At 73.4% G+C, this 25,129-nt stretch carries 19 protein-coding genes and 1 pseudogene; 8 read left to right on the forward strand and 12 right to left on the reverse strand.

Annotated features, from left to right (window positions below):
- Positions 1-90: 90 nt before the first annotated feature.
- From IEZ06_RS00825 to arfA, 4 genes are read right to left on the reverse strand one after another with little or no spacing between them, the layout of a single operon-like run.
- On the reverse strand, positions 91-945 hold the full coding sequence (locus IEZ06_RS00825) for a carbohydrate ABC transporter permease (protein ID WP_189234700.1): 855 nt from the start codon (positions 943-945) through the stop codon (positions 91-93).
- Positions 946-994: 49 nt separating this feature from the next.
- Positions 995-1,888, reverse strand: coding sequence for a carbohydrate ABC transporter permease (locus IEZ06_RS00830; protein WP_203871695.1), 894 nt, complete (start codon positions 1,886-1,888; stop codon positions 995-997).
- On the reverse strand, positions 1,885-3,225 hold the full coding sequence (locus IEZ06_RS00835) for an ABC transporter substrate-binding protein (protein WP_189234701.1): 1,341 nt from the start codon (positions 3,223-3,225) through the stop codon (positions 1,885-1,887). Before IEZ06_RS00835 ends, IEZ06_RS00830 begins: the two co-directional genes overlap by 4 nt.
- A 3-nt stretch (positions 3,226-3,228) precedes the next feature.
- Positions 3,229-4,737, reverse strand: coding sequence for an arabinosylfuranosidase ArfA (gene arfA, locus IEZ06_RS00840; RefSeq protein WP_189234702.1), 1,509 nt, complete (start codon positions 4,735-4,737; stop codon positions 3,229-3,231).
- Positions 4,738-4,905: 168 nt separating this feature from the next.
- Between arfA and IEZ06_RS00845 the strand changes: the two genes are divergently transcribed.
- A complete protein-coding gene (locus tag IEZ06_RS00845) occupies positions 4,906-5,901 on the forward strand; it encodes a LacI family DNA-binding transcriptional regulator (protein WP_444544029.1) in 996 nt (331 codons plus the stop codon).
- 127 nt (positions 5,902-6,028) lie between these two features.
- On the opposite strand, the gene IEZ06_RS00850 is transcribed toward IEZ06_RS00845, so the two are convergent.
- The gene (locus tag IEZ06_RS00850) at positions 6,029-6,451 is read right to left on the reverse strand and encodes a PPOX class F420-dependent oxidoreductase (RefSeq protein ID WP_189234704.1); all 423 of its coding nucleotides are present in this window, start codon (positions 6,449-6,451) and stop codon (positions 6,029-6,031) included.
- A 51-nt stretch (positions 6,452-6,502) separates the two neighbouring features.
- Between IEZ06_RS00850 and soxR the strand changes: the two are divergent.
- The 3 genes and pseudogenes from soxR to IEZ06_RS00865 form a co-directional block, all read left to right on the forward strand.
- Positions 6,503-6,946 (forward strand): annotated as a pseudogene (gene soxR / locus IEZ06_RS00855) (redox-sensitive transcriptional activator SoxR); the annotation flags it as partial.
- A 345-nt stretch (positions 6,947-7,291) separates the two neighbouring features.
- Positions 7,292-10,243, forward strand: a complete 2,952-nt coding sequence (locus IEZ06_RS00860) for a cellulose binding domain-containing protein (RefSeq protein ID WP_189234706.1) — start codon at positions 7,292-7,294, stop codon at positions 10,241-10,243.
- A gap of 277 nt (positions 10,244-10,520) precedes the next feature.
- Positions 10,521-10,964, forward strand: coding sequence for a TIGR02611 family protein (locus IEZ06_RS00865; protein ID WP_189234707.1), 444 nt, complete (start codon positions 10,521-10,523; stop codon positions 10,962-10,964).
- A 33-nt stretch (positions 10,965-10,997) separates the two neighbouring features.
- Here IEZ06_RS00865 and IEZ06_RS00870 read toward each other — a convergent pair whose 3' ends face one another.
- Complete coding sequence (locus IEZ06_RS00870) at positions 10,998-11,513, reverse strand: GNAT family N-acetyltransferase (protein ID WP_229797709.1); 516 nt, start codon at positions 11,511-11,513, stop codon at positions 10,998-11,000.
- A gap of 140 nt (positions 11,514-11,653) precedes the next feature.
- Here IEZ06_RS00870 and IEZ06_RS00875 point away from each other — a divergent pair, with 140 nt between their 5' ends.
- Positions 11,654-12,613 carry a WD40 repeat domain-containing protein gene (locus IEZ06_RS00875; RefSeq protein WP_189234709.1) on the forward strand — a complete coding sequence of 320 codons (960 nt, stop codon included), beginning with the start codon at positions 11,654-11,656 and terminating at the stop codon, positions 12,611-12,613.
- A 40-nt stretch (positions 12,614-12,653) separates the two neighbouring features.
- Here IEZ06_RS00875 and IEZ06_RS00880 read toward each other — a convergent pair whose 3' ends face one another.
- A complete protein-coding gene (locus IEZ06_RS00880; RefSeq protein WP_068896762.1) occupies positions 12,654-12,974 on the reverse strand; it encodes a GroES family chaperonin in 321 nt (106 codons plus the stop codon).
- A gap of 187 nt (positions 12,975-13,161) precedes the next feature.
- Between IEZ06_RS00880 and IEZ06_RS00885 the strand changes: the two genes are divergently transcribed.
- Both IEZ06_RS00885 and IEZ06_RS00890 read left to right on the forward strand, forming a co-directional pair.
- Positions 13,162-14,826, forward strand: a complete 1,665-nt coding sequence (locus IEZ06_RS00885; RefSeq protein ID WP_189234710.1) for a DUF885 domain-containing protein — start codon at positions 13,162-13,164, stop codon at positions 14,824-14,826.
- A 189-nt stretch (positions 14,827-15,015) separates the two neighbouring features.
- Positions 15,016-17,538 carry a penicillin acylase family protein gene (locus tag IEZ06_RS00890; RefSeq protein WP_189234711.1) on the forward strand — a complete coding sequence of 841 codons (2,523 nt, stop codon included), beginning with the start codon at positions 15,016-15,018 and terminating at the stop codon, positions 17,536-17,538.
- Between the two features lie 66 nt (positions 17,539-17,604).
- Here the strand turns inward: IEZ06_RS00890 and IEZ06_RS00895 are convergent, their stop codons facing one another.
- Genes IEZ06_RS00895 through IEZ06_RS00905 form a run of 3 tightly spaced genes read right to left on the reverse strand, consistent with a single transcriptional unit; the run spans position 17,605 to position 20,503 of the window.
- Positions 17,605-18,405, reverse strand: coding sequence for an ABC transporter ATP-binding protein (locus IEZ06_RS00895; RefSeq protein ID WP_189234712.1), 801 nt, complete (start codon positions 18,403-18,405; stop codon positions 17,605-17,607).
- Complete coding sequence (locus IEZ06_RS00900; RefSeq protein ID WP_189234713.1) at positions 18,402-19,412, reverse strand: FecCD family ABC transporter permease; 1,011 nt, start codon at positions 19,410-19,412, stop codon at positions 18,402-18,404. Before IEZ06_RS00900 ends, IEZ06_RS00895 begins: the two co-directional genes overlap by 4 nt.
- A gap of 35 nt (positions 19,413-19,447) precedes the next feature.
- Positions 19,448-20,503 (reverse strand): FecCD family ABC transporter permease, encoded by a 1,056-nt coding sequence (locus IEZ06_RS00905; protein ID WP_189234714.1) that lies wholly within the window; start codon positions 20,501-20,503, stop codon positions 19,448-19,450.
- An 83-nt stretch (positions 20,504-20,586) separates the two neighbouring features.
- Between IEZ06_RS00905 and IEZ06_RS00910 the strand changes: the two genes are divergently transcribed.
- Positions 20,587-21,615 carry an ABC transporter substrate-binding protein gene (locus tag IEZ06_RS00910; RefSeq protein WP_189234715.1) on the forward strand — a complete coding sequence of 343 codons (1,029 nt, stop codon included), beginning with the start codon at positions 20,587-20,589 and terminating at the stop codon, positions 21,613-21,615.
- A 133-nt stretch (positions 21,616-21,748) separates the two neighbouring features.
- Here IEZ06_RS00910 and IEZ06_RS00915 read toward each other — a convergent pair whose 3' ends face one another.
- Positions 21,749-24,148, reverse strand: coding sequence for a helicase-associated domain-containing protein (locus tag IEZ06_RS00915; RefSeq protein ID WP_189234716.1), 2,400 nt, complete (start codon positions 24,146-24,148; stop codon positions 21,749-21,751).
- Between the two features lie 387 nt (positions 24,149-24,535).
- Positions 24,536-25,069: an ATP-binding protein gene (locus IEZ06_RS00920; RefSeq protein ID WP_189234717.1), complete on the reverse strand. Its 534-nt coding sequence runs from the start codon at positions 25,067-25,069 to the stop codon at positions 24,536-24,538.
- Positions 25,070-25,129: the final 60 nt, after the last annotated feature.

Below are 25,129 nucleotides of genomic sequence, written 5' to 3' on the forward strand. Positions count from 1 at the left end.
GCGACCATTCTTACCTGATCGCCCCGGGAAGTCCCGGAGGTTCCGACAGGCGCCGGTCGTCCGCGGAGTCCTGTCCGCCCCGGTGTCCGGTCAGCCCTTGAGCCCGGAGCGCGAGATGCCCTCGATCACCCAGCGCTGGGCGACGAGGTAGAGCGCGATCACCGGCAGGCTGGCGATCACCGCCCCGGCCATCAGCAGGTCGTAGCGGATGCTGTTGGCCCCCTGGAAGTTGCCCAGGCCCGCGGGGAGGGTCAGGGAGTCGGGACTGAGCAGGACGTAGATCGGCCACAGGAAGTCGTTCCAGTTGGTGAGGAAGGAGAGCAGGAACAGCGTCACCAGAGCCGGCCGGGACAGGGGCAGGACGACGGCGGTGAAGATCTGCCAGCGGTTGCAGCCGTCCAGCTCGGCGGCCTCCTCCAGCTCACCGGGGAGGGTGAGGAAGAACTGCCGCAGGAAGAACACCCCGAACGCGCCCGCCGCGGCGGGGACGATCACCGCGGGCAGGCTGTCCACCCACGCGAGCTCGTTGACGATCAGGAAGTTGGGGATCAGGAGCACCACGGGCGGCACGAACAGCGTCGCCACGACCGTGGTGAAGATCGCGCCGCGCCCCCTGAACCGGAGCCGGGCCAGCGCGTACGCGGCGGGGGCCGCGGTGACCAGCACCAGCGCGGCGTGCCCGGTGGCGGCGATGAGGCTGTTGGCGAACCAGGTCAGGATCGGGCTGTCGGCGCTGGTGAGGATCTCCCGGTAGGCGCCGGTGGAGAAGGGGTCCGGGATCCACTGCGGCTCGGTGGACCCGGAGCCCTCGCGGGTCTTGAAGGAGGTGGAGAACATGTAGACCAGCGGGCTGAGGTACAGCGCCGCCACCACGGCGAGGACCAGGTGGAGCAGGGCCCGCCGCAGCCCGCGGGCGTCCCGGGGTCCGGGGCTCCTGAGGTTCATCGATTCTCCTTCGGGCGTGGAGCCCCCGCCTTCGGGCGCGGGGAGGGGGTCAACGCGCGCTCCGGTCGCGGAAGGCGCCGAACACCAGGGCGCTGGCCGCCATGAGGCAGGCGGCCAGGATGAAGCTCATGGCCGAGGCGGTGCCCATGTCGAACTGGCGCAGGCCGGTCTCGGCGATGAGGTAGATCGCGGTCTTGGTCTGGTCGGCGGGCGCGCCCGCCGTGATCAGGTAGGACTGCCCGAACATGTTGGCCGAGGCCAGGATGGTGGCGTTGACCACGAACACCGTGACCGGCCGCAGGCCCGGCAGGGTGACCGCGCGGAACCGCCGCCAGGCCGAGGCGCCGTCGACCATCGCGGCCTCGTGCAGCTCGCGCGGGATGTCCTGGAGCCCGGCCAGGAAGATGACCGCGTTCAGGCCCAGGGTCCACCACACGGTCACGCCGACCAGGGCGACCCAGGCGGGCGGCACGTCGGTGGTCCACTGCACGTCGAGGCCGAGGTAGTGGTTGACCAGGCCGATGTTCCCGTCGAGCAGGAACCGCCAGAGGAAGCCGACGACCGCGACCCCGAGTACGTACGGGGCGAAGTAGACGGCGCGGTAGAGGTTGCGCCCGCGGAAACGGCCGTTCATCAGCAGCGCCACCAGCAGCGGCAGCACGATCAGCAGCGGCACGGAGAACAGGGTGAAGATCCCGGTGGCCCGCATCGCCAGCCAGAAGCGCCCGCCGTCCACGCTGGACGGGTCGAACAGCTCGGTGTAGTTCTCCAGCCCGACGAACGGCTTGGCGGGCAGGTTGACGTCCCACTCGTGCAGGCTGGTCCAGAACCCGAAGCCGATCGGCAGGACCATGAAGACGGCGAAGAGGGCGAGGTAGGGCGCGAGGAAGGCGTACGGCGTCCACCACCGCATCCGGCGCGCGGCCCCGCCCGGGACGGTCACCGGCCGTACTTCCGCTTGTTGTCGGCGAGCAGCTTGTCGGCCGTGGCCACGCCCTCCTTCAGGGCCTCGGCCGGGCTCGCCTGCTTCAGCACGGCCTTGGCCACCGCCAGCTCCAGCGCCTTGGACTGGACGTCGCCGACGCCGGGCAGGGCGGGCAGGAAGCGGAAGACGCCCACGTCCTTGGCCAGGCCCACCTGGGGCAGGTCCGCGACGGCGGGGTCCTCGCGGACGGAGTTGCGGGCGGGGATCATCCCGGCCTTGGCCCACTCGGTGGACCGGCGGCTGACGGAGTCGATGAAGGCCTTCGCGGCCTGCACCTTGTTCGGGTCCTTGCCCGCCTGGGAGGTGAGCACGAAGTTGTGCGAGGCGCTCCACACCGCCGGGGTGCCGCCGATGTCCGGCACCGGGGACAGGCCCCACTCCAGCGACGGCGCGTTCGCCTTGAGGTCGTTGATCTGCCAGATGCCGTCCCAGGTGAGGCTGACCTTGCCGTTCTTGAAGGCGGCGTACTGGGTGTCGATCGCGACCTTGGGCGGGCTGAAGCCCTCGTCGATCTGCTCCACCATCCAGCTCAGCGCCTGGACCCCCTGGTCGGAGCCCCACAGGGCCTTCGCGCCGTCCTCGCTGTAGAGCTCACCGCCGTGCTGCCAGAGCAGGGACATGAACATCAGGTGCGCCGGCCACTTGTTCGGCATCCAGAACGGGGTGGCGATCCCGGCCTTCTTGAGCTCCGCGAGGGCGTCGGCGTAGGAGGCCTTGTCCGCGGGGGCGTCGGACAGCCCGATCTTCTCCAGGTGCTCGCGGTTCCAGTAGTCGCCCAGGCTGTGCACGTCCAGGGGGACGCTGTAGCGCTTGCCGTCGAAGACTCCGGCGTTCCACACGGCGGGGATGAAGTCGGCCTCGGTCAGCTCCAGCGCCCCGACCACGTCGTCCAGCGGGATGAGGGTCCGCCGGGCGGCGAAGGTGCCGATCCAGTCGTTGTGGATGATCGCCACGTCCGGTCCCTTGCCGGCGGCGATGGCCGTGGGCATGGCCGGGTAGAGGTCCTCCCAGCGGCGGGTGATGTTGCGGACCTCGATCCGGCCGGAGAACTCCTTGTTGAACGCCTCCACCATGGCCCGCATGTGCGGGCCGTCGCCGCCGGTGAAGCCGTTCCAGTAGTCCAGGGTGACCTTGGGGCCGGTGTACTCGCCGCCGGAGAACGACGGTGCGGCCGAGGCGGGCGCGGAGGAGCCCGCGCCGATCTTGGTTCCGCCGCCGCAGGCGGCCAGGGCGGCGGTGAGGCCGGCGGCGCCGGTCAGGCCGAGGAAGGAGCGGCGGGAGAAGGAATCGCTCATGTCTTACTCCTGGGGGGCGAAGCGGACAATACTCCACGAAACTGGCGGGAGGGTGAGGGCGGCCCGGCGGCCGTCGAGGCGGAGGCCGGTGCCCGGGCGGGGGACGACCCGGTCGGGGGCGGCGGCGGAGTTGGCCGCGGAGAGGTCTGCGTCGGCGAGTTCCAGGTGCTCCACCGGGACCAGGCCGGCCGGGAGCGCCACCTCGAGCTCGCAGGGCCCGCGCCGGTCGCGGTTGACCACGAAGAGCGCCGTCTCGCCGGTGGCGTCGTCGAAGGTGGCGGTGGCCCAGACGGCGGGGACCTCGCCGTACCTGGCGGTGGGGATGGCCGCGCACTCCGGCTCCACCCGGAGCACCTGGCCCCGAGCGTGCCGGGCGGTCAGCGCGAACGGGTGGAAGACGCTCTGCCGCCAGGCCGGGCCGCCCGGCTCCGTCCGGATCGGGGCGATCACGTTGGCCAGCTGGGCCTGGCAGGCGATGCCCACCCGGTCGGCGTTGCGCAGCAGCGTGATGAGCAGGCTGCCGACCACGACGGCGTCGGTGACGTCGTAGTCGTCCTCGATCAGGCGGGGGTGCTCGGCCCAGTCCAGCGAGGACTCGCCGGGGAAGCGGCTCTGGTACCAGACGTTCCACTCGTCGAAGGAGAGCTTGATCCGCCTGCGGCTGCGCAGCTTGGCACCGACGTGGTCGGCGGTGGCGGCGATCGAGCGGATCATGTGGTCCATGTCGGCGGCGCTGGCCAGGAAGGAGTCGGCGTCGCCGTCGGACGGGTCGTAGTAGGCGTGCAGCGAGATGTGGTCGACCATCTCGTAGGTCGCCTCCAGCACCTCGGCCTCCCACGCCCCGAACGTCGGCATGCCGCTGTTGGAGCTGCCGCAGGCCACCAGGGACAGGTCGGGATCGAAGCGCTTGAGCGCCCGGGCGGTCTCGGCGGCGAGCCTGCCGTACTCGCGGGCGGTCTTGTGGCCCATCTGCCACGGGCCGTCCAGCTCGTTGCCCAGGCACCACAGCCGCACGCCGTGCGGCTTGTCCACGCCGTGCGCGCGGCGCAGCTCCGACAGGCGGGTGCCGCCGGGGTAGTTGGCGTACTCCACCAGCTCCAGCGCCTCGGCCACGCCGCGGGTGCCCAGGTTGAGCGCCATCATCGGCTCCACCCCGGCCTTCGCCGCCCAGGCCATGAACTCGTTCAGCCCGAAGGCGTTGCCCTCCAGGCTCCGCCAGGCCAGGTCCAGCCGGGCGGGCCGGTCCTCCACCGGCCCGACGCCGTCCTCCCAGCGGTAGTTGGAGACGAAGTTCCCGCCGGGGTAGCGGACCAGGGTCACCCCGAGCTCGCGGGTCAGCTCCAGCACGTCGGTGCGGAAGCCGTCGGCGTCGGCCAGCGGATGGCCGGGCTCGAAGACGCCGGTGTACACGCAGCGGCCCATGTGCTCGACGAACGAGCCGAACAGGCGGGGCTCCACCGGGGCGATCCGGAAGGCGGGATCCAGGGTGAGACGGGCGCTGGTCGTCGGCAAGACACGACCTCTCTGTCAACGCGGTGTTTCGGTGGTGCGTTTGTACAACGTTGTTCCAACGTTGTAAACAGGGGCGTAGGAGGTCGATACCGGGGCGTTACGATCGACCCCGTCAGATCGTGTGCGGCTCGCGCAGCCGTACGGCCAGGGAGGTGGGAGCGGGTGGGGGTGAGCCTGCGTGACGTCGCGGATCTGGCGGGGGTGTCGGTGAAGACCGTCTCCAACGTGGTCAACGGGTACGCGCACGTCGCGCCCGCCACCCGCGCCAAGGTGGAGGAGGCGCTCTCGCGGCTCGACTACCGGCCGAACCTGTCGGCGCGCAACCTGCGGCGGGGGCGCACCGGAGTGATCGCTCTGGCGCTGCCCGAGCTCGACGCGCCCTACTTCGCGGAGCTGTCGCGGTTCGTCATCGACGCGGCGGCCGAGCAGCGGTGGCTGGTGGTGATCGAGCAGACCGACGGGAGCCTGGAGCGCGAGCGGCAGATCCTCGACGGGGTCCGCGACCACCGGGTGGACGGGCTGATCTTCAGCCCCATCGCGATCGGCGCCGACGAGCTCGCCGCCCGCACCGACGAGACGGCGCTGGTCCTGCTGGGCGAGCGCATCCACGACGGCCCGGCCGACCACGTGGCGATCGACAACGTCCGCGCCGCCCGCGACGTCACCGAGCACCTGATCGGCCTGGGCCGCACCCGCGTCGCCGCGCTGGGCGCGCAGGACAGCGCGGTCAGCGGTACGGCCCCGCTCCGGCTGGCCGGCTACCGGGAGGCGCTGGCCGCGCACGGGCTCGGCGAGACGGTGGTGCGGGTGGATCGCTACCGGCGGGCGGACGGCGCGGCGGCGATGGCCGGGCTGCTCGCCGGCGGCGACCGGCCCGACGCGGTCTTCTGCTTCAACGACCTGCTGGCGCTGGGGGCGCTGCGCGCGATCCTCTCCCGCGGCCTGCGGGTGCCCGAGGACATCGCGCTCGCCGGGCTCGACGACATCGAGGACGGCCGCTACAGCACCCCGACCCTGACCACGGTGGCCCCGGACAAGGCCGAACTGGCGCGGATCGCGGTGGACCTGCTGAGGCGGCGGATCGACGGCCGGTCCGGCCACGCGCCCCAGGAGGTCCGGGCCGGCTACCGCCTCATGGCCAGGGAGAGCACCCTGGGCCGTTGAGCGGGCTGAGCGGGCTGAGCGGGCTGAGCGGGCTGAGCGGGCTGAGCGGGCTGAGCGGGCTGAGCGGGCTGAGTCGGCTCAGCCCGTTGAGTCGCCTGGCCTCCGGGTCCGCCGGCCCCGTGAGGGCTCAGACGTCGCGGCCCCGCATGCCCCCCTGCGCGGGGTCGACGCCCCACGAGATGATCCGCTCCGGGCGGATGCGGATGACCTCCCGGCTGAGGTACGGCGAGGGCGGGTCGTGGTCCTCGACCGCCTCGGCCGTGCCCCGGATCTCCACGCCCCGGACGACCCAGGGGTCGGTCGAGGCGAGATCGTCCACCACGAAGGCCACCCGGCCGTTCGCCCGGACGTTGCGGAACTTCCTGGTCGTGCCCATGGCGCGGCCGTAGATGTCGATCGTGCCCGTCGCGGGGTCGTAGTGGAAGCCGGTCGGGCTGTTCTGCACCGTGCCGTCGGGTGCCACGGTGGCCAGGCGGCCGAGCCGCTGCCCTTCGAGGTAGTCGAGTTCGGCCCGGGTGAACACGTGTGCGGAGATGTCTGCGGTCGTCATGTGCCCAGACTGCGACCTCAAGCTACCTTGAGGTCAAGTTAGGATCGGGCCGTGTCCCAGACCACGGAACTCAGCGTCGGCCAGCTCTCCGCCCGCAGCGGGGTCGCGATCTCGGCCCTGCACTTCTACGAGGCCAAAGGCCTGATCCGCAGCCGCCGCACGGCGGGCAACCAGCGCCGCTACACCCGCGACACGCTGCGCAGGATCGCCTTCATCCGGGTCTCCCAGCGGGTCGGCATCCCGCTGAAGACGATCCAGCACGCGCTCTCCGCGCTGCCGGACGGGCGGACGCCGAACCGCGAGGACTGGGCCCGGCTCTCCGCGCTGTGGCGGACCGAACTGGACGACCGGATCCGGCAGCTCCAGCGCCTGCGCGACGGCCTGACGGACTGCATCGGCTGCGGCTGCCTGTCCCTCGACCGCTGCGCGCTGGCCAACCCGGACGACGTGCTGGCCGCCCGCGGACCGGGTTCGCGCCTGATGGTCGCCCCCGCCGCCGGCTGCGCTGTACCGGGGGAGGGCGCGGACGCGTCGGCGGGCGGCCCGGCGGGCGCCTTAGCGGGCAGGAGGGCGGACGCCGGGACGGGCTTCGAGGCGTGTGCCGGGCCGGTCGCGGAGCCGGGTGGGGAGGCGGACTCCGGCGCGGCGTGAAAATTACATCGGGACCGGAGCCTCACCTCGCCTTTGTTGGTTGTGAACTCAAACTAATTGACGGTGTGCCGACGGCCGTGTGAACCTCTGGGCGCTCATGCACGCGCATCACGGGCGGTCGGAGGTCAGGTTCCCGCTCTCTGATCGTGCATGGCGGTTCGTCCATTGCTCCGCGGAGGGAAGCCGTACATGCGAAGAAGACTGGTCAGCGTGCTCGCCGCCTCGGCGCTGACGTGCGCGGTGGCGGGCACGGCCGTCACGGGCGCGGCGGCGCAGGCCGCCCCGGCTGGCGCCCTGGCGGCCGCCGCCTCGGTCGCGGCCGCAGAGACCAACGACTGGAAGAACGTCCGGATCGACGGCGGCGGGTTCGTCCCGGGCATCATCTTCAACCAGAAGGAGAAGAACCTCGTCTACGCCCGCACCGACATCGGCGGGGCGTACCGGTGGGAGCAGTCCAGCAAGAGCTGGATCCCGCTGCTCGACTGGGTCGGCTGGGACAAGTGGGGCTACAACGGCGTGGTCAGCCTCGCCACCGACCCCGTGGAGACGAACCGCGTCTACGTCGCGGCCGGGATGTACACCAACGACTGGGACCCCAACAAGGGCGCGATCCTGCGCTCGGCGGACAAGGGAAAGACCTGGCAGGCCACCGAGCTGCCGTTCAAGCTCGGCGGCAACATGCCGGGCCGGGGGATGGGCGAGCGGCTGGCCGTCGACCCCAACGACAACAGGATCCTCTACCTCGGCGCACCCGACGGCAACGGCCTGTGGCGCAGCACCGACAAGGGCGTCACCTGGGCCAAGGTCGCGAGCTTCCCCAACCCCGGGGACTACGCCGCCGACCCGGGCGACCCCAACGGCTACCTGAGCCACCGGCCCGGCGTGGTCTGGGTGACCTTCGACCCGACCTCGGCGACGGCCGGCAAGGCCACGCAGAAGATCTACGTCGGGGTGGCCGACAAGGAGAACACGGTCTACAGCTCCTCCGACGGCGGCGCCACCTGGGCCCGCGTCGCCGGGCAGCCGACCGGCTACATCGCCCACAAGGGCGTGCTCGACCACACCAGCGGCACCCTGTACATCGCCACCAGCGACACCGGCGGGCCGTACGACGGGGCCAAGGGCGACGTGTGGAAGCTGGACACCGAGACCGGCGCGTGGACGCAGATCAGCCCGATCCCGTCCAGCTCCGCCGACGACTACTTCGGCTACAGCGGCCTCACCATCGACCGGCAGAACCCGAACACGATCATGGTCGCCACCCAGATCTCCTGGTGGCCCGACGCGATCTTCTTCCGGTCCACCGACGCCGGCGCGACCTGGACCCGGATCTGGGACTGGGGCTCCTACCCCGAGCGGACCAAGCGCTACACCATGGACATCTCCTCCGCGCCGTGGCTGACCTTCGGGGCGAATCCGCAGCCGCCGGAGGAGGCGCCCAAGCTCGGCTGGATGAACGAGTCGGTGGAGATCGACCCGTTCGACTCCGACCGGATGATGTACGGCACCGGCGCCACGATCTACGGCACCGAGGACCTGAAGAAGTGGGACACCGGCGGCCAGTTCACCATCAAGCCCATGGTCGAGGGCCTGGAGGAGACCGCCGTCCTCGACCTGATCAGCCCGCCCAGCGGCGCGCCCCTGGTCAGCGCGCTCGGTGACATCGGCGGCTTCCGCCACACCGACCTCACCAAGGTCCCGCCGATGATGTTCACCTCACCGACCTTCACCTCGACCACCAGCCTCGACTACGCCGAGACCAGCCCGGACATCATGGTCCGCGCGGGCAACTTCACCGACGCCGACCGGCCGGGCGACAGCCACGTCGCCTTCTCCACCGACGGCGGCGCCAACTGGTTCCAGGGCACCGAGCCCGGCGGGATCAACGAGGGCGGCACCGTCGCCGCGGCCGCCGACGGCTCCCGGTTCGTCTGGGCGCCCAAGGGCGTGGCCGTCCACCACGCGGTCGGCTACGGCAACAGCTGGACCGCCTCCACCGGCATCCCGACCGGCGCCGTCGTCGAGTCCGACCGGGTGAACGCCAGGAAGTTCTACGGCTTCAGCGCCGGGAGGTTCTACACCAGCACCGACGGCGGCGCCACGTTCGCGGCCTCCGCGGCGACCGGGCTGCCCGCCGAGGGCAACGTCAAGTTCAAGGCCGTGCCCGGCCGCGAGGGCCACATCTGGCTCGCCGGCGAGACCGGCCTGTTCCGCTCCACCGACGGCGGCGCCTCCTTCACCAAGCTCTCCGGCGTCACCTCCGCGGTGAACGTCGGTTTCGGCAAGGCCGCGGAGGGCCGGAGCTACCAGGCGCTCTACACGGTCGCCACGATCGGCGGCGTGACCGGCGTCTTCCGCTCCGACGACACCGGCGCCACCTGGGTCCGGGTCAACGACGACCAGCACCAGTACGGCAACATGGGCGAGGCCCTGACCGGCGACCCCCGGATCTACGGCCGCGTCTACCTGGGCACCAACGGCCGCGGCATCGTCTACGCCGACACCGGCGACGGCGGCACCACGCCCCCGGACGACGACACCACCGACCCGTCCAAGCCGGGCAGGCCGGCCGCCTCGGCGATCACCTCGACCGGCGCCACGCTGACCTGGACGGCCTCGACCGACAATGTCGGCGTCGAGGGCTACGACGTCTACCGCGAGGCCGGAGCCACGGACGTCAAGGTCGGCTCGCCCTCCTCGGCGTCGTTCGCCCTGACCGGACTGACCGCCGACACCTCCTACACCTACTACGTCGTGGCCCGCGACGCCGCCGGCAACACCTCGGCCGCCTCCGACCCGGTGACCTTCAAGACCACCACCGGCGGATCCACCGAGGGCGGCTGCACCGCGGCCTACAAGGTCGCCAACTCCTGGCCCGGCGGCTTCCAGGGCGAGGTGACGGTCAAGAACACCGGCACCGCCGCCATCACCGGCTGGACCGTGAAGTGGACCTTCCCCGACGGCCAGAAGATCACCCAGCTCTGGAGCGGCGTGCACACCCAGACCGGGGCGGACGTCACCGTCGAGAACGCGGGCTGGAACGGCAACCTGAACGCGGGCGCCTCCACCTCGTTCGGCTTCGGGGCCAGCTGGACCGGCGCCAACGGCGTCCCCGCCACCGTCACCTGCACCGCGGGCTGACCCGTGTGAGGTGACCCCGCGGGAGGCTCCGGCCGTACGGCGTGCCCGCCGTACGGCCGGTTCCGCCCGGCGGGACGGTCTTCCGGCCTCGCGCCCTCCGGGGGCACGAGGCCGGGCTCGTCCGCGGGGAGGAGCCGAGCTCGGACGCGCGGGCCTATCCTGGAACGAAACCGACTGTCCGGGGGAGCACGTGGCCATCTCAGACGGGGTGCGAGGCACCCAGGACGGTGCCGGGCGACCGTCCGGGACCGGAGCGGCGGAGGGGGAGGGCCCGACCATGCGCGAGACCGGTGACGCCGAGGCGGTGAAGGCCGAGGCGGCCGAGCACTCGCCCATCCGCTCCGGCCTGCACGGCCGACTGGACGCCATCAGGGCCACCCGGGCCGGCCGCCTCACCCTGAAGATCGTCATCGGCACGCTCGGCGGCGTGCTGGTCGTCGCGGGGCTCATCATGGTGCCGTTCCCCGGGCCCGGCTGGGCGGTCGTCTTCGCCGGCCTCGCGGTGCTGGCCCTGGAGTTCCACTGGGCCCACCGGCTGCTGGAGTTCGGCAAGCGGACCCTGTCGGCCTGGATGGTCTGGCTCGGCCGGCAGCACCTCGCGGTCAAGGGCCTGGTCATCCTGGCCGCCGCCGCGACCGCCACCGCCATCGTCTACTTCGGCGTCAAGCTCGGCTTCGGCGTCGACCTCGTCCTCGAGGCCCAGAAGCTCCTCATCCGCTGACCGGCGGGTCAGGGCGGCCGCCCGGCGGACGGATCAGGCGGGCGGGGCGAGCGTGTGCAGGTGCATCTCGACGAGCTCGTCCCCTCCGTCCGGCGACGGCTGGGTGAGCAGCCGGGCCAGTGCGAACCCGTTCCTCCTGGCGACCGCGCAGGAGGCGGGGTTGGCCACGGCGTGCCGCAGGTCCAGCCGGGACAGCTCCAGGCAGGCGAACGACCACCGGGCGACCGCGCCGAGCGCGTGGCCGGCCACCCCGCGCCCGCGGGCCGGGGGCAGGACCCAGTAGCCGACCTCGCCGGTCCCGGTGCCGCAGGTCCGCACTCTGATGTGGCCGAGCACCTCGCCGGTGGTCGAGTCCGCGATGGCGAAGGAGGCCGACGAACCGTCGGCCCAGCCCTCGATCCGGTCGGCGAGCCAGGCCTTCTCATCGGGGACGCCGGGGGAGGCGGTCGCCCAGCGGCGGATCTCGGGGTCGCGCAGGGCCCCGGCCACCACCCCGGCGTCGGCGGCGCGCCACGGCCGCAGGTGCAGCGTGCCCGCGGTGATCTCCATGGGTTCCACGGCGGATGAGCCTACCCGGTCGGCGCTCCGCTCCCGTGAGGAGCGGCGGCCGGCCGCGGGGCACCCTTGTTAGGCCAACCGATTCGTTATAGATCTCGAATCATGAGGATCTCCCGGCCTAGGCTGCGGCCGTGCCCCTGACTCGCGGGATTCACCGACTGCTCCGCGGCGCCGTCATCGCGGCCGCGCTGACCGTGCCGGCCCCCCTCGCCGCGCACGCCGGCGCGCACACGGCCGCGCCGGTGGACATCAAGCTGCCCGGCACCTCGGCGACCGTGCGGGAGGACTCCGCCGACCCCGCACGGGTGACTTCGTACACGCTGAAGGGCGCCGCCTACCTGCGCCGGGGCACCGGGTTCGCGAGGAGGACCGGCGACGCGGAGGTCACCGTCGCGCCGAAGGGCGCCCGGGCACTGGCGGTCCCGGCCGCTTACAGCTCCGGATACGACTCGGTGGTCCTCCTCGATGTCGCGTCGGGCAAGGGCACCCGGATCCGGACGGTGCGCAAACCCCTGGTCGCGAACTCCGCGCGCTGGTCCCGCGACGCGGGCAAGGCGGTCCTGACCGTCAGGAAGAAGTCCGGGTCGGCCTGGGCGACCACCGGGTTCGTGATCGTCGACGCGGCCGCCGGGTCGGCGCGGACGGTGACCGTGCCGGGGGTGGACGCGGCGGCGACCTTCCGGTGGAGCCCCGACGGCACCGAGCTCGTCGCGGGCTACCGGGGAGGCACCCGCTTCTACGGCCAGGACGGGTCGGTCCGGCGCACGCTGACCGGGACGGGCACGCCGGTCGGCGGCGAGGACGCCTTCTCGCCGTCGGGCCGCGCGCTGGCGACGTGGTGCCCGGCTTCCTACACCGAGCACGTCTGCGTCTGGAACCGGACCACGGGCAAGGTCGCCGCCCGGGTGGGCATCCGGCCGCAGAGCATCTGGGGCTGGTGGGACGAGAGGCACCTCATCGCGGTCCTGGTCTCCGGCGGGACCCGCCGCGTGGTGCTGAGCGACCTCACGGGCAGGACCGTCCGGACACTGGCGGCCTTCTCCGCCGCCGACTGGGACAAGAAGCTCTATCTCGGCTACACCCGAAAGTGACCCGGGTTCCGCGGCTGCCCGGCGCGGGGCACCTGGAGGCTCAGAGGTAGAGGCCGGTGCCGTTGTCGGTCTGCGGGGTGGCGATGGCGTGCAGGTCGCGCTCGCGCATGACCAGGTAGGTCTGGCCGTGGACCTCGACCTCGTACTGGTCCTCGGGGTTGAACAGGACCTTGTCGCCGACCTTCACCGCGCGGGCGTTCGCGCCGACGCCGCAGACCTCGCCCCAGACGAGGCGGTTGGCGATCTTCACGGTCGCCGGGATCACGATGCCCGCGGTGCTGCGCCGCTCCTCGGACTCCTGCTCGACCTTGACCATGACGCGGTCGTGGAGCATCTGGATCTCGAACTTCGGGTCAGCCACAGCAGCAGTTTATGGGACGGGCGGAGCCGTACCCGCTGATCGGCCCCGCCCCGCCCGCGGACCCGCGGCCGTGACCCGCTCACCCGGACCTCCCGCGGCTCCGGGCCGGTGCCCGGAGGCGCGGCGTCCGGCGGGCGCGGCCTCGGGGGAGCCACGGGTCCGGGAGCGCCGGGTAGGCTCACCGCGCATGACGGATCTCTCCCTCGATTCTGCCCGCCTGGTCGACGACTTCCTCGACTGGTACCTCGACGCGAACCCCGTCCGCGCCTCCCTCGCGGGCGCGCCGGGCCACGACCGCACCCTCGGAGACTTCACCGAGGCCGGCATCACCGCCCGGGAGGGCGAGGCGCGGCGCCGGCTGGAGCGGCTGGAGGCCGCCGGAGGCGCGGACGGCGGGCAGGGCGAGGAGGGCGGGCAGGGCGAGGAGGGCGGCGGGTTCGAGGACCGGATCGACCGGGAGCTGGTCGTCTCCGCGCTCCGCGGGTCGGTCGCCCAGGAGGCCTGGCCGTCCTGGCGGCGCGACCCCTCCTTCTACGTCGGGCCGGTCTTCGCCTCGATGTTCAGCCCCTTCCTGCACCGGCTGGCCCCCGAGGCCGAGCTGGTGGACGCCGCCGTGGCACGGCTGGCCGAGGTGCCGGGCGTGCTGGCGGCCTGCCGTACGAACCTGGACCGGGGGCTGGCGGCGCCGCTGCTGGTCGAGCGAGGGCTCGGCCAGGCGCGGACCGGCCGGCACTTCCTCACCGTGACCGTGCCCGGCCTGGTCGGCGACGAGCGGCTGCGCGCCCGGCTGGCGGCGGCGGCCGAGCCCGCGGCGGCGGCCTTCGACGCGCTGGTGGAGTTCCTCGGCGGCTTCGCGGCGGAGGGCGACTGGCGGATGGGCGAGGAGCTCTACTCCCGGCTGCTGCGCGAGCGGGAGATGCTCGACTACGGCGCGGCCGGGCTGCGCGAGCGCGGGAGGGCCGCCTACGACGAGCTCGACGCGGAGATGCGCGAGGTCGCCGCCAGGCTGCCGGGCGGCTCCGGCGACTGGCACGCGGCGATCGCGGCCCTCCAGGACGACCACGCGCCGACGCTGGAGGACATGCGCGCCGAGTACGAGGCCGAGACCGAGCGGGCCCGCCGGTTCGTGCGCGAGCGCGGCCTGGTGACCTTCGCCGAGGGCGAGGAGTGCCGGGTGGTGCCGTCGCCGGAGTTCCAGCGGCCCGTGCTGTCCGTCGCCTCCTACATGTCGCCGCCGCCGCTGTCGGCCTCCCGGACCGGGCACTTCTTCGTGCCGTTCACGCCGGACTCCTTCACCGCGGAGCAGGTCCGCCAGCGGCTGCGCACCAACGCCCGCGCGCAGATGCCCTCCATCGCGGTGCACGAGGCCTACCCCGGCCACCACTGGCACCTGTCGTGGGCGGCGGGCAACCCGCGCCGGGCCCGCAAGCTCTTCGGCACGCCGTACTTCGCCGAGGGCTGGGCCCTGTACGTGGAGAAGGCCATGCGCGAGCAGGGCTACTTCGCCGAGCCCGCCCAGGAGCTCGCCCACCTGGAGTTCCGGCTCTTCCGGGCGGCCCGCATCATCGTCGACACCTCGCTGCACTGCGGTGACATGAGCATCGAGGAGGCCGAGCTCTTCATGACGACGAAGTCCTCGCTCACCCCGGGCACCGCCAAGGGCGAGGTCGACCGCTACTGCGCGTGGCCCACGCAGGCGCCGTCCTACCTGACCGGGGCGCTGGAGATCGACCGGATCCGCGCCGACTACCTGGCCGCGGGCCGCGGCGACCTGCGCTCCTTCCACGACACCCTGGCCGGTTCCGGCAGCCTCCCCCTGGGTCTCGCCCGCCGGGTGGCCCTGGAGGGCTAGGGACACGCCCCTGCCCCTGCCCCTGCCCCTGCCCCTGCCCCTGCCCCTGCCCCTGTCCCGGCGGGGCGGGGTGTGTGGCGGGGCGGTGCGGCGTGCCGAGTCCGAAAAGCTACCTGCAGGTAACCGAAGTCACATGAGGACCTCGCACAATCGGTGACGCGTCACTTGTGCGATGAAAGGTCGTTTTCCGTGCGGATCGCTCCGTTTGCCCGTCTGTCCCGCCCGCTCCGCTGGGCGGCCCGGGTCCTGTCCGTGCTCGTCGTCCTGGCGGTCGTCCTCGCCGGGGCGGCGACCTGGACGGTCCGCCGGTCGTTCCCGCAGCTGTCCGGCGAGATCCGGCTCCCCGGCCTGGCCGCTCCGGTGACCGTGCACCGCGACGGGTACGGCATCCCGCACATCTACGCCGACGCCGCCGCCGACCTGCTGAAGGCGCAGGGCTACGTGCACGCCCAGGACCGCTTCTGGGAGATGGACTTCCGCCGCAAGACGACCGCGGGCCGCCTGTCGGAGGTGTTCGGCGCCTCGACCCTGGAGGTCGACAAGGTGGTCCGCACCCTCGGCTGGCGGCGCACCGCCGAGGCGGAGCTCCCCCTGCTGCTCCCGGAGACCCGCCAGGCCCTGGCGGACTACGCGGCGGGGGTGAACGCCTGGATGGTCCAGCACGACGGCTTCGCCGCCAGGAGCCTCGAGTACGGCGTGCTCAAGCTCACCAACGGCGGCTACGAGCCCGAGCCCTGGACCCCGGCCGACTCCCTGGCCTGGCTCAAGGCCATGGCCTGGGACCTGCGCTCCAACATGGAGTCCGAGCTGGACCGGGCGCTGGTCGCCGCCCGGCTCCCCGCCGAGCGGGCCGCGCAGCTGCACCCCGGCTATCCCTTCGACCGGCACGCGACGATCGTGACCGCCGCGCCCGCCGAGGAGCCCAAGGGCGGCCGGCCGGTCGAGGCGGCCGCCGCCGCCGAGGCGCTGGACCAGGTCGCGGCGCTGGTGGACGCCGTGCCCTCCCTCTTCGGGACCGCCGGCGGCGACCCCGCCGGGATCGGCTCCAACTCCTGGGTGGTGGGCGGGGCGCACACCGCCACCGGCAAGCCGCTGCTCGCCAACGACCCGCACCTCGGCCCCCGGATGCCGTCGATCTGGTACCAGGCCGGGCTGCACTGCCGTACCAAGAGCGCGGCCTGCCCCTACGACGTGGCCGGATACACCTTCGCGGGCCTGCCCGGCGTCGTCATCGGCCACAACGACAAGATCGCCTGGGGCTTCACCAACCTCGGCCCCGACGTCACCGACCTGTACCTGGAGCGCGTCAAGGGCGACACCGTCGAGGTGGAGGGCGAATGGAAGCCGGTCCAGACGCGAACCGAGCAGATCAAGGTAGCCGGGAGCGAGCCGGTCGAGCTGAAGGTCCGCACCACCGGGCACGGCCCGATCATCTCCGGCGTGCTCGGAGACGCCCGCGAGGCCGTGCCCGGGGCGGCGGCCCGCCTGGGCGAGAAGGCCGAGGGCCTGGAGGTGGCGCTGCGCTGGACCGCGCTCGACCCCGGCCGGACCGCCGACGCCATCCTGCTGATGAACCGCGCCGAGGACTTCGAGCAGTTCCGCAAGGGCGCGGCCTCCTTCGAGGCCCCCGCGCAGAACCTGATCTACGCCGACACCGCCGGGAACATCGGCTACCAGGCCCCCGGAAAGATCCCGGTCCGCTCGGCGGGCGACGGCACCATGCCGGTGCCCGGCTGGACCGGAGAGCACGAGTGGACCGGCTTCATCCCGTTCGAGAAGCTGCCGTCCGTCTACAACCCGCCCGAGGGCTACATCGTCACCGCCAACAACGCGGTCGTGCGCCCGAGCGAGGAGCTGTTCCTGACCTCCGACTGGTCGCACGGCTACCGCTCGCAGCGGATCGTGGAGCGGATCGAGGAGGAGACCGCCAAGGGCAAGGTCACCTCCGAGACGATGCGCGCCCTGCTGATGGACGACCGCAACAACCTCGCGCCGGTCCTCGTCCCGCACCTGCTCCGCCTCGGCGCCCCCAACGGCACGCTCAAGGGCTGGGACTTCGGCCAGGGCCGCGACTCGGCCGGGGCCGCCTACTTCAACGCCGTCTGGAAGCACCTGCTCGCCCGGGTCTTCGAGGACGAGCTGACCGGCCCCACCCGGCCCGGCGGCGGCGACCGGTGGTATGAGGTGGTCCGCGCCCTCCTGGACAGGCCCGAGGACCCCTTCTGGGACGACGTGCGCACCAAGGGTACGGCCGAGCGCCGCGACGACATGCTCAAGGCCGCGATGGCCGACGCCGACGCCGAGCTGCGCGAGCGGCTGGGCGGCGACCCGGCCGAGTGGGCCTGGGGCGACCTGCACACCCTGGACCTGACCCACGAGACCTTCGGCACGAGCGGCATCGCGCCGGTCGAGTGGCTGTTCAACCGGGGACCGCTGCGCACGGCCGGCGGCAAGGACACCGTGAACGCCACCGGCTGGGACGCCACCGAGGGCTACCAGGTGAACTGGGTGCCGTCGATGCGCATGGTCGTCGACCTGGCCGACCTGGACCGCTCGGAGTGGATCAACCTGACCGGCGCGTCCGGCCACGCCTTCCACGCCAACTACGACGACCAGGCCGAGCTGTGGGCCGACGGGAGGCTCACCCCGATGCGCTTCACCGAGCCCGCCGTACGGCAGGCCGCCGAGAACACCCTCACGCTCACCCCGTGACCGGCGCCCGGCCGGGCCCCGCAGCCCCTCCCGGGGCCCGCGGCCCGGCCTCCGGCGCCCCCGGGCTCAGGCCGTGGCGCCGGTGCGGGCGCGGCGGCGGGTCTCCGGGACGATCAGCGGGGTGCCGCTCTGCGGGTCGGTGATGATCTCGCAGCGCAGGTCGTAGACGTCGCGGACCAGCTCGGCGGTGACGATCTCGGCGGGGTCGCCCTCGGCCACGATCCGGCCCTCGCGCATCACGATCAGGTGGGTGGCGTAGCGGCAGGCCTGGTTCAGGTCGTGCAGCACCGCGACCAGGGTGCGGCCCTGCTCGTGCAGGTCGGCGCAGAGGTCGAGGACCTCGATCTGGTGGGCGATGTCGAGGAAGGTCGTCGGCTCGTCGAGCAGCAGGATCGACGTCTCCTGCGCCAGCGCCATGGCCAGCCAGACGCGCTGGCGCTGGCCGCCGGAGAGCTCGTCCACGCACCGGTCGGCCAGGTCGGCCACGCCGGTCGCCTCCATGGCCGAGCCGACCGCGGCCTCGTCCTGCTTCGACCACTGCCGCATCAGCCGCTGGTGCGGGTAGCGGCCCCGGCCGACCAGGTCGGCGACGGTGATGCCGTCGGGCACGATCGAGCTCTGCGGCAGCAGGCCGAGCCGGCGGGCGACCTCCTTGGACGGCAGCGAGGTGATCAGGGCGCCGTCGAGGCAGACCGTCCCGGCCCGGGGCTTGAGCATGCGGGCCAGCGCCCGCAGCGTCGTGGACTTGCCGCACGCGTTCGGCCCGATGATCACGGTGAAGGAGCCGTCCGGGATCGCCACGTCCAGGCCGGCGGCGACCACGCGGTCGTCGTAGGAGAGCGTCAGTCCGGTGCCCTGCAGTCTCAACGTCGTTCCTTCCGGAGCATGTACACCAGGTACGTGCCGCCGATCGCGGCGGTCATGATCCCCACGGGCAGCTGGACCGGGGCCAGCAGGCGCTGCGCGGCCAGGTCGGCCGTCACCAGCAGGACCGCGCCCATCAGCGCGGAGGCGAGCATGGTGACGCCGGGGGAGCGGGTGAGCCGCCGCGCGAGCTGCGGGGCCGCCATCGCGACGAAGACCACCGGACCGGTGGCGGCGGTGGCGACCCCGCACAGCAGCACGCCCACGGTGACCGCGGCCGCGCGCACCGGCTCGACCCGGATGCCGACGGCCTTGGCCGAGTCGTCGCCCATCTCCATCATCCGCAGCGGGCGGGAGACCAGGGCGCAGACCGGGAGCAGCACCGCCAGAGCGCAGGCGACGGGGAGCGCGTGCTCCCAGCCGCGCCCACCCAGGCTGCCGGTGAGCCAGGCCCCCGCGGTGGCGGCGTCGTTGATGTTGGCCCGGGTCAGGAGGTACCAGTCGGCGGAGGTGAGCAGCGCGCTGACCCCGATGCCGACGAGGATCAGCCGGTGGGCCTGCACGCCGTTGCGGAAGGAGAGCGCGTAGACCAGCAGCGCGCACGCCACGCAGCCGAGCAGCGAGCCGCCCGCGATCTGCCAGGCGGAGCCGCCCAGGACGACCGCGACGATGCCGCCGGTCGCCGCGCCCGCGGTGAACCCGATGAAGTCGGGGCTGCCGAGCGGGTTGCGGGTGATGCTCTGGAAGATCGCCCCGCTCAGCCCGAAGGCCGCGCCGACCAGCAGGCCGGTCACGACGCGGGGGGCGCGCAGCTTCCAGACGATGAGCTCGGCGGCCGGGGTGCCCCGGCCGAAGACCGAGTCCACGATGTCGGGGACGGGCACGGTGAACTCGCCGGTCGACAGGGCCACCAGGCTGACGGCGACGCCCGCGGCGACGAGCAGGAGGCAGACGGCGAGGCCGCGCGGGGACAGGCGCAGCGACCAGGAGGCGAGGCGCAGGACGGTCATGGCGCGACGGGCTCCGAGAGGGGGCGAGGTGGTCGTCATAGGGCGGCGAGCCTCCGGCGCCGGGCGAGGAGGATGAACACCGGCACCCCGACGACGGCCCACATGAGGCCGACCTGGATCTCGGCCGGGGAGACGACCACCCGGCCGAGGACGTCGGCGCCGAGCAGGAGCACCGGGGTGAACACGACGGTGTACGGCAGCAGCCAGCGCTGGTCGGAGCCGGTGAGCAGGCGCACGCCGTGCGGCACGACCAGCCCGACGAACCAGATCGGCCCGGCCGCGGCGGTCGCCGACCCGCAGAGCAGGGTGACGGCGACGGCGGTCAGCGCGCGGGTGCGGCCGACGCCCACGCCCAGGGCGCGTCCCGCCTCGTCACCGAGGGCCAGGGCGTTGAGCGGCCCCGCCAGGGCCAGGCCCAGGGCCAGCCCGGCGGCCAGGAACGGCGCGAGCCGCACGGCCACGTCGGGCGTCGGCCCGGCCAGGGAGCCGGTCAGCCAGAACCGCATCCGGTCGAAGGTGGCGCTGTCGATCCGCAGGATCGCCGAGGACGCGGCGTTGAAGACCATGCCCAGGGCCACGCCCGCCAGCGCCAGCCGTACCGGGGTGGAGCCGGCGCGGCCCGCCGAGCCCAGCGCGTAGACCAGCACGGCGGCCGCGGCCGCCCCGGCGAAGGCGAACCAGACGTAGAGCGCGGGGTCGGAGATCCCCAGCAGGCCGAGGGCGGCGGCGACGCCGAGCGCGGCGCCGCTGTTGACGCCCAGCAGGCCCGGGTCGGCCAGGGGGTTGCGGGTCAGGCTCTGCATGAGCGCCCCGGCCAGGCCGAGGGCCGCGCCGACGCCGAGGCCGAGGAAGGTGCGCGGCACGCGCAGCTCGCGGACCACCGTGTGGTCGGCCGAGCCGTCCGGGGCGGTCAGCGCGTCGACGACCGTGGAGAGGGGGACGGAGCGGGACCCCACCGCGATGCTGACCGCCGCCAGCAGCGCCAGCACCGCGACCCCGGCCAGCAGCCCCGCGGCCAGCAGCGCGGAACGCCGCGCCTGCCCGGCCCGTGCGTCGCCCGGGGCGACCGTGACCACATCGGCCGTGCTCACCCGGCCCCCTTTCACATCCTCGCTTAGGCAAGGCTAATCTAAACCGGAAGTAATAAGGTGAGCCTATCCTTTGGAGAGGGAAAATGTCCCTGCCTGTCCTGTCCCGGCGAGGCGTCCTGGCCGTCGGCCTCGGTGCAGCCCTGTTCGCTCTCGCCGCCTGCGGAGGCCAGCCGGAGACCACCTCTCCCGCCGCGGGCGCCGCGTCCCCCGCCGCGGCGGAGGCCGGTCCGTGGACCTTCACCGACGACCGCGGCAAGAAGATCGACCTGCCCGAGCGCCCGACCCGGGTCGTCGCCCAGGTCGGCGCCGCCGCCGCGCTCTGGGACTTCGGCGTCCGGCCCATCGCGGTCTTCGGCCCGCACAGGCTGAAGGACGGCAGCAAGGACCCCCAGGTGGGCCCGGTCGACATCACCAAGGTCGAGTCGCTCGGCAACGTCTGGGACGAGTTCAACGTCGAGAAGTACATCTCGCTCCAGCCCGAACTGCTCGTCAGCGGCATGTACAGCGCCGACAAGGACACGCTCTGGTACGTCCCGGAGAAGTCCGCCGCCACCATCGAGCAGGTCGCCCCCACGCTCGGCGTGCGGCTGGTCGGCAAGACCCTGCCCGAGGTGATCGGCCGGTACGGCGAGATCGCCGCCGCGCTCGGCGCCGACCTGAACGCCGCCGACGTGACGGCGGCCAAGGCCAGGTTCGAGGCGGCGGGCAAGGCGCTGCCCACGCCCGAGGCGAAGAAGCTGAAGATCATGGTCATGGCGGGCGGCCCCGACTCGCTGTGGATCGCCGACCCGAAGGACCACGTGGACGTGCGCCACTTCAAGGAGCTGGGCCTGGACGTCGTCGTGCCGGAGAAGGTCGACGAGACGGGCTTCTGGCAGACGCTGAGCTGGGAGAACGCCGACACCTACGAGGCGGACGTGATCCTCGTCGACGCCCGCACCCAGTCGATGAAGGTCGAGGAGATGATGAAGAAGCCGACCTTCGCCAAGCTGCCCGCGGTCAAGGCCGGGCAGGTCTACCCCTGGCACGCCGAGGAGCGCTACAGCTACCAGGGCTACGCGTCGGTGCTGGAGGAGCTCGCCGCGAACCTCGCCAAGGCGAAGAAGCTGTGACACCGGCCGGGGCCGAGCGGCCCCGGTCCTCCGATCGGGCGCGGAAGCCTTGACCGGCGGAGCGGCCCCGGTGAGCCGATCGGGCGGGAAGCCCTGACCGGCGGCGCCCCGGATCCGCGCGGACCCGGGGCGCCTACGCGTAGGCGCCCCGGACCTCGACGATGTCCGACAGCGGGAACTCCAGGTAGTCCCCGGCCTCCTCGCACCACGCGTCGAGCACGCCGCTGCGCAGCTCGCCGTGGCTGATGGTGGCGGTCAGGCCGTCGGCCAGCGTGATCGCCGCCCGTACGCCCCGGTCCACCACGAAGCCGAGCAGGGACTGCTGGGCGGTCGGCAGCCGGGAGGCCATGCGGCCGATGACCGCCCAGGTGCGGCCCGGCGCCTGCCCGCCCTCGCAGCCGGTGGCGAGCAGCCGCCGGGCGTGTTCACGGGGGTCGGGCGCGGGCTCCGTCAGCGGGTGGACCGGCTGGTCCAGCTCGGCCACCTGCCCGCCGGGCAGCAGGATCAGCCGGCCGCCGTCCTGCGGCTCCTCGACCCGGGTCCGGCGCACGGTGATCTCCCCGGTGTCCTCGACCGGCACCGGGGCGTAGCCGTTCTCGCGCAGCGCGGCCAGGGTCCGCTCGGCCGGCACCGAACTGGCCAGCACGGTGGGAGCGAGCAGGCGCAGGCCCAGCCGGGCCAGCCGCCGGTGGGCGGCGATCTCGGCCAGCAGCGCCGGGTCGGAGGCCTGCACGATGCAGGAGACCGTGGTCACGGTGACCTCCCCGTGCCGCCTGGCCACGTCGCGCACGAGATACTCCAGGGGCTGCGGGACCGTCCCCACCTCGGCGAGGTCGGCCAGCAGCCCGTCGGCGGTGTGACCGGCGTCGAGTGCGCCGCGCACGCTCACCGGGGTGAAGCGCCAGACCGAGGCCGTGCCGCGCGACTCGCGCTCGGCGGTGCGGTCCAGCAGCGCCGCCAGCTCCGCCGAGGGCGGCCCGGTCACCACCGCCGTCAGGTCCGCGCCGAACAGGGCGCTGCGCCGGACGCTGGCCATGGCGCGGGTGGAGCACTCCACCAGTCCCGGATCGTGCTCGACGGCCGGGCAGGCGTCGTCGCCCTCGTCCCCCGCGGCGGCGTCCAGGGCGGCCAGCGCGCGGCCCAGATCGGTGACGGCGCCGTGGGCGACGAGCCCGAGCAGCCGGGCCTCCTCCAGCACCCCCGGGGCGCACTCGGCCAGCAGCGCCGGGTCCAGGAGCGGGGCGTGCCAGTGGACGAGACGGACCAGGCCGCCGGTGTCGGTGCAGGCCGTACTCGCCGGGAGGCGGGCCAGCACGCCGAGCACCGCCCGGCGGATGCGGGCCACCGCGGCTCCGGCGGGGTCGTCGCCGAGCACCGTGCCGTACTTGCCGCGCGTCCGGCGCAGCGACGAGCGCTCCATCCGCCACCACGCCGCCAGCAGCACCCGGAGCCGGGCCGGCGCGTCGTCCAGCCGCCAGCGGTCGAACCGGTCGGTGGGCACCAGCCCGCCGGCCGGCTCGTCCCAGGCCAGCAGGCGGGCCACCGCGCACACCTCCAGCAGCAGCCGGGTCTCGTCCTCGTCGCAGCCGGTCTCTCTGGCGACCCGGCGGACCTCCCGCACGCCGACCCCGCCGGCCTTGAGCAGCGGCAGCGGCGTCTTGGCGGCGTTCTCCAGCATGGCGGCGCAGCGCTCGACCACGTGCGGGGCGGCCAGGGTCATCAGGTGGTCGACGGTCTCCGGGTCGACCGGCAGCGTGGCGAGGTCGGGGGGGTCGGGCGTGAAGGGCGGCCGGTAGTCGGGACCGCGCAGCGCGAGCGCCACCTCCCGGGGCATCTCGGCCACGTTCCAGCTGGTCCGGAAGAGCAGGCCGTGGTCGGCGGCCCACTTCTCCGGGGAGCCGGGCACGACGAACCGGCCGCCGTCCACGTCGCTGACCGGCCCGTCCCAGGCGAAGCCCTCCAGCAGCCGGGCGGTGCCCTCCGGGGCGCGGGCCAGGAGGGCGGTGACCCGGCCGGCGTCGGACAGCGCCTCGGCGATCGCGGCGGCCGTGCGGCGCTTGGAACCGGAGGGCAGGCCGAGCGAGCGCGCGAGCGAGCGCAGGGCGTCCGCGCTGACCGTCCAGGAGTCGAGGTAGCGGGCGAGCGGTTCGCCGAGCCCGCAGGGGGTCGTCCACCAGCGGGCGAGCGCGCCGGCGATCCGGATGCGGCCCTCGTCGTCCTGCCAGGCCAGGGCGTGGTCGGACAGCAGGGCGAGCCAGGGGGCCGGTGCCTCCTCGGGCACCCGCAGGAAGCGGGCCAGCTCCGCGGAGCCGACCTGGTCGCCGAGGGCCAGCGCGGCCTCCACGACCTCCAGCGCGGGCAGCGGCAGCGCGCGCAGCGCCTCCATCACGGCGAAGCCGTTGCCCAGCCGCTGGGCCAGCGTGCCCAGGCGGCGCGGCCACGGGGGAGCGATGGCGTCCGGCCGGTTGGCCAGGATCCGGGCGAGCCGCTCCTCGTCGAGGGTCTTCAACCAGCCGAGCAGGTGATCGTCCATCTCGCAGCTCTCTTATGGAATCGTGCGTGGGGGACTCTCCGGGAGCCGTCGGGGAGAGCGGGAAGCCGCTCCCTTCAGGGAGTGCAGGAGTCACCAACGGTAATGCAGAGGGCATTCCCATAGGGGCTGCACCACGCAGAACGCGACAAGCTTGGCCGAACGAGCGCGGTGCGGCGCCCGGCGGGGGAGTGGCCGGTCCCGGGTCCGGCGGCGGGGGGAGCGCCGGGCCCGGGACCGGCGGGCGCCAGGTGAGGGGAAGAGGCGGCGCCTTTTCCAGGGGAGGTCTTCGGGGCGTCCGGGAGGACGCGGTGCTTCGAGGGCCGGGGTCGGGGGTCGGTACGGAGGTCGGCCGGGGCCGTCGGAGCGCCGGGTCCGGGTCCGGGGCCGTCAGGCCCGCAGGACCGCCCAGACGATTTTGCCGTACGGAGCGAGCGGTGCCCAGCCCCAGCGGACGCTCAGCGACTCCACGATGTGCAGTCCCAGCCCGCCGACATCGAGCGGGGAGGGGTCGCGCAGGGTGGGGGACCCGGCGCCCGGGTCGTTGAGCGCGCACACGACCATGCGGTCCCTGCGGATCAGCGACAGCCGGACCGGCTCCCTGGTGCGGTCCGCGGCCAGCCGGAGACCGTGCCTGATGGCGTTGGTGGCCAGCTCCGAGACGACGAGCCCCATGTTCTCGCCGAGGTCGTCGAGCCGCCAGCCGGAGAGGGTCCCGGCCGCGAAGCTCCGCGCGGAGTGCACGGACTCGGCGTGCGGGGGGAGCACGAAGGTGGCGCTGGCCGCCGAGGGGCCGGGTGGCGGGGCGGACGCGGTCAGGAGGTCACGCGCCGGATCGGGCCACCAGCCGACGGGGGGCCACCAGTCGAGCGCCGTCCAGGCGGGGCGCGGGGGCGCGATGTGGGCGGACTGCACGCAGATCATGATGGCCTGAACTCCCGTGCATGTGCAAGAGCGAATGCACGTGCACGAGGTGGTTGCAAC

The organism is Planomonospora antibiotica (assembly GCF_014647955.1).
GTDB lineage: Bacteria > Actinomycetota > Actinomycetes > Streptosporangiales > Streptosporangiaceae > Planomonospora > Planomonospora parontospora.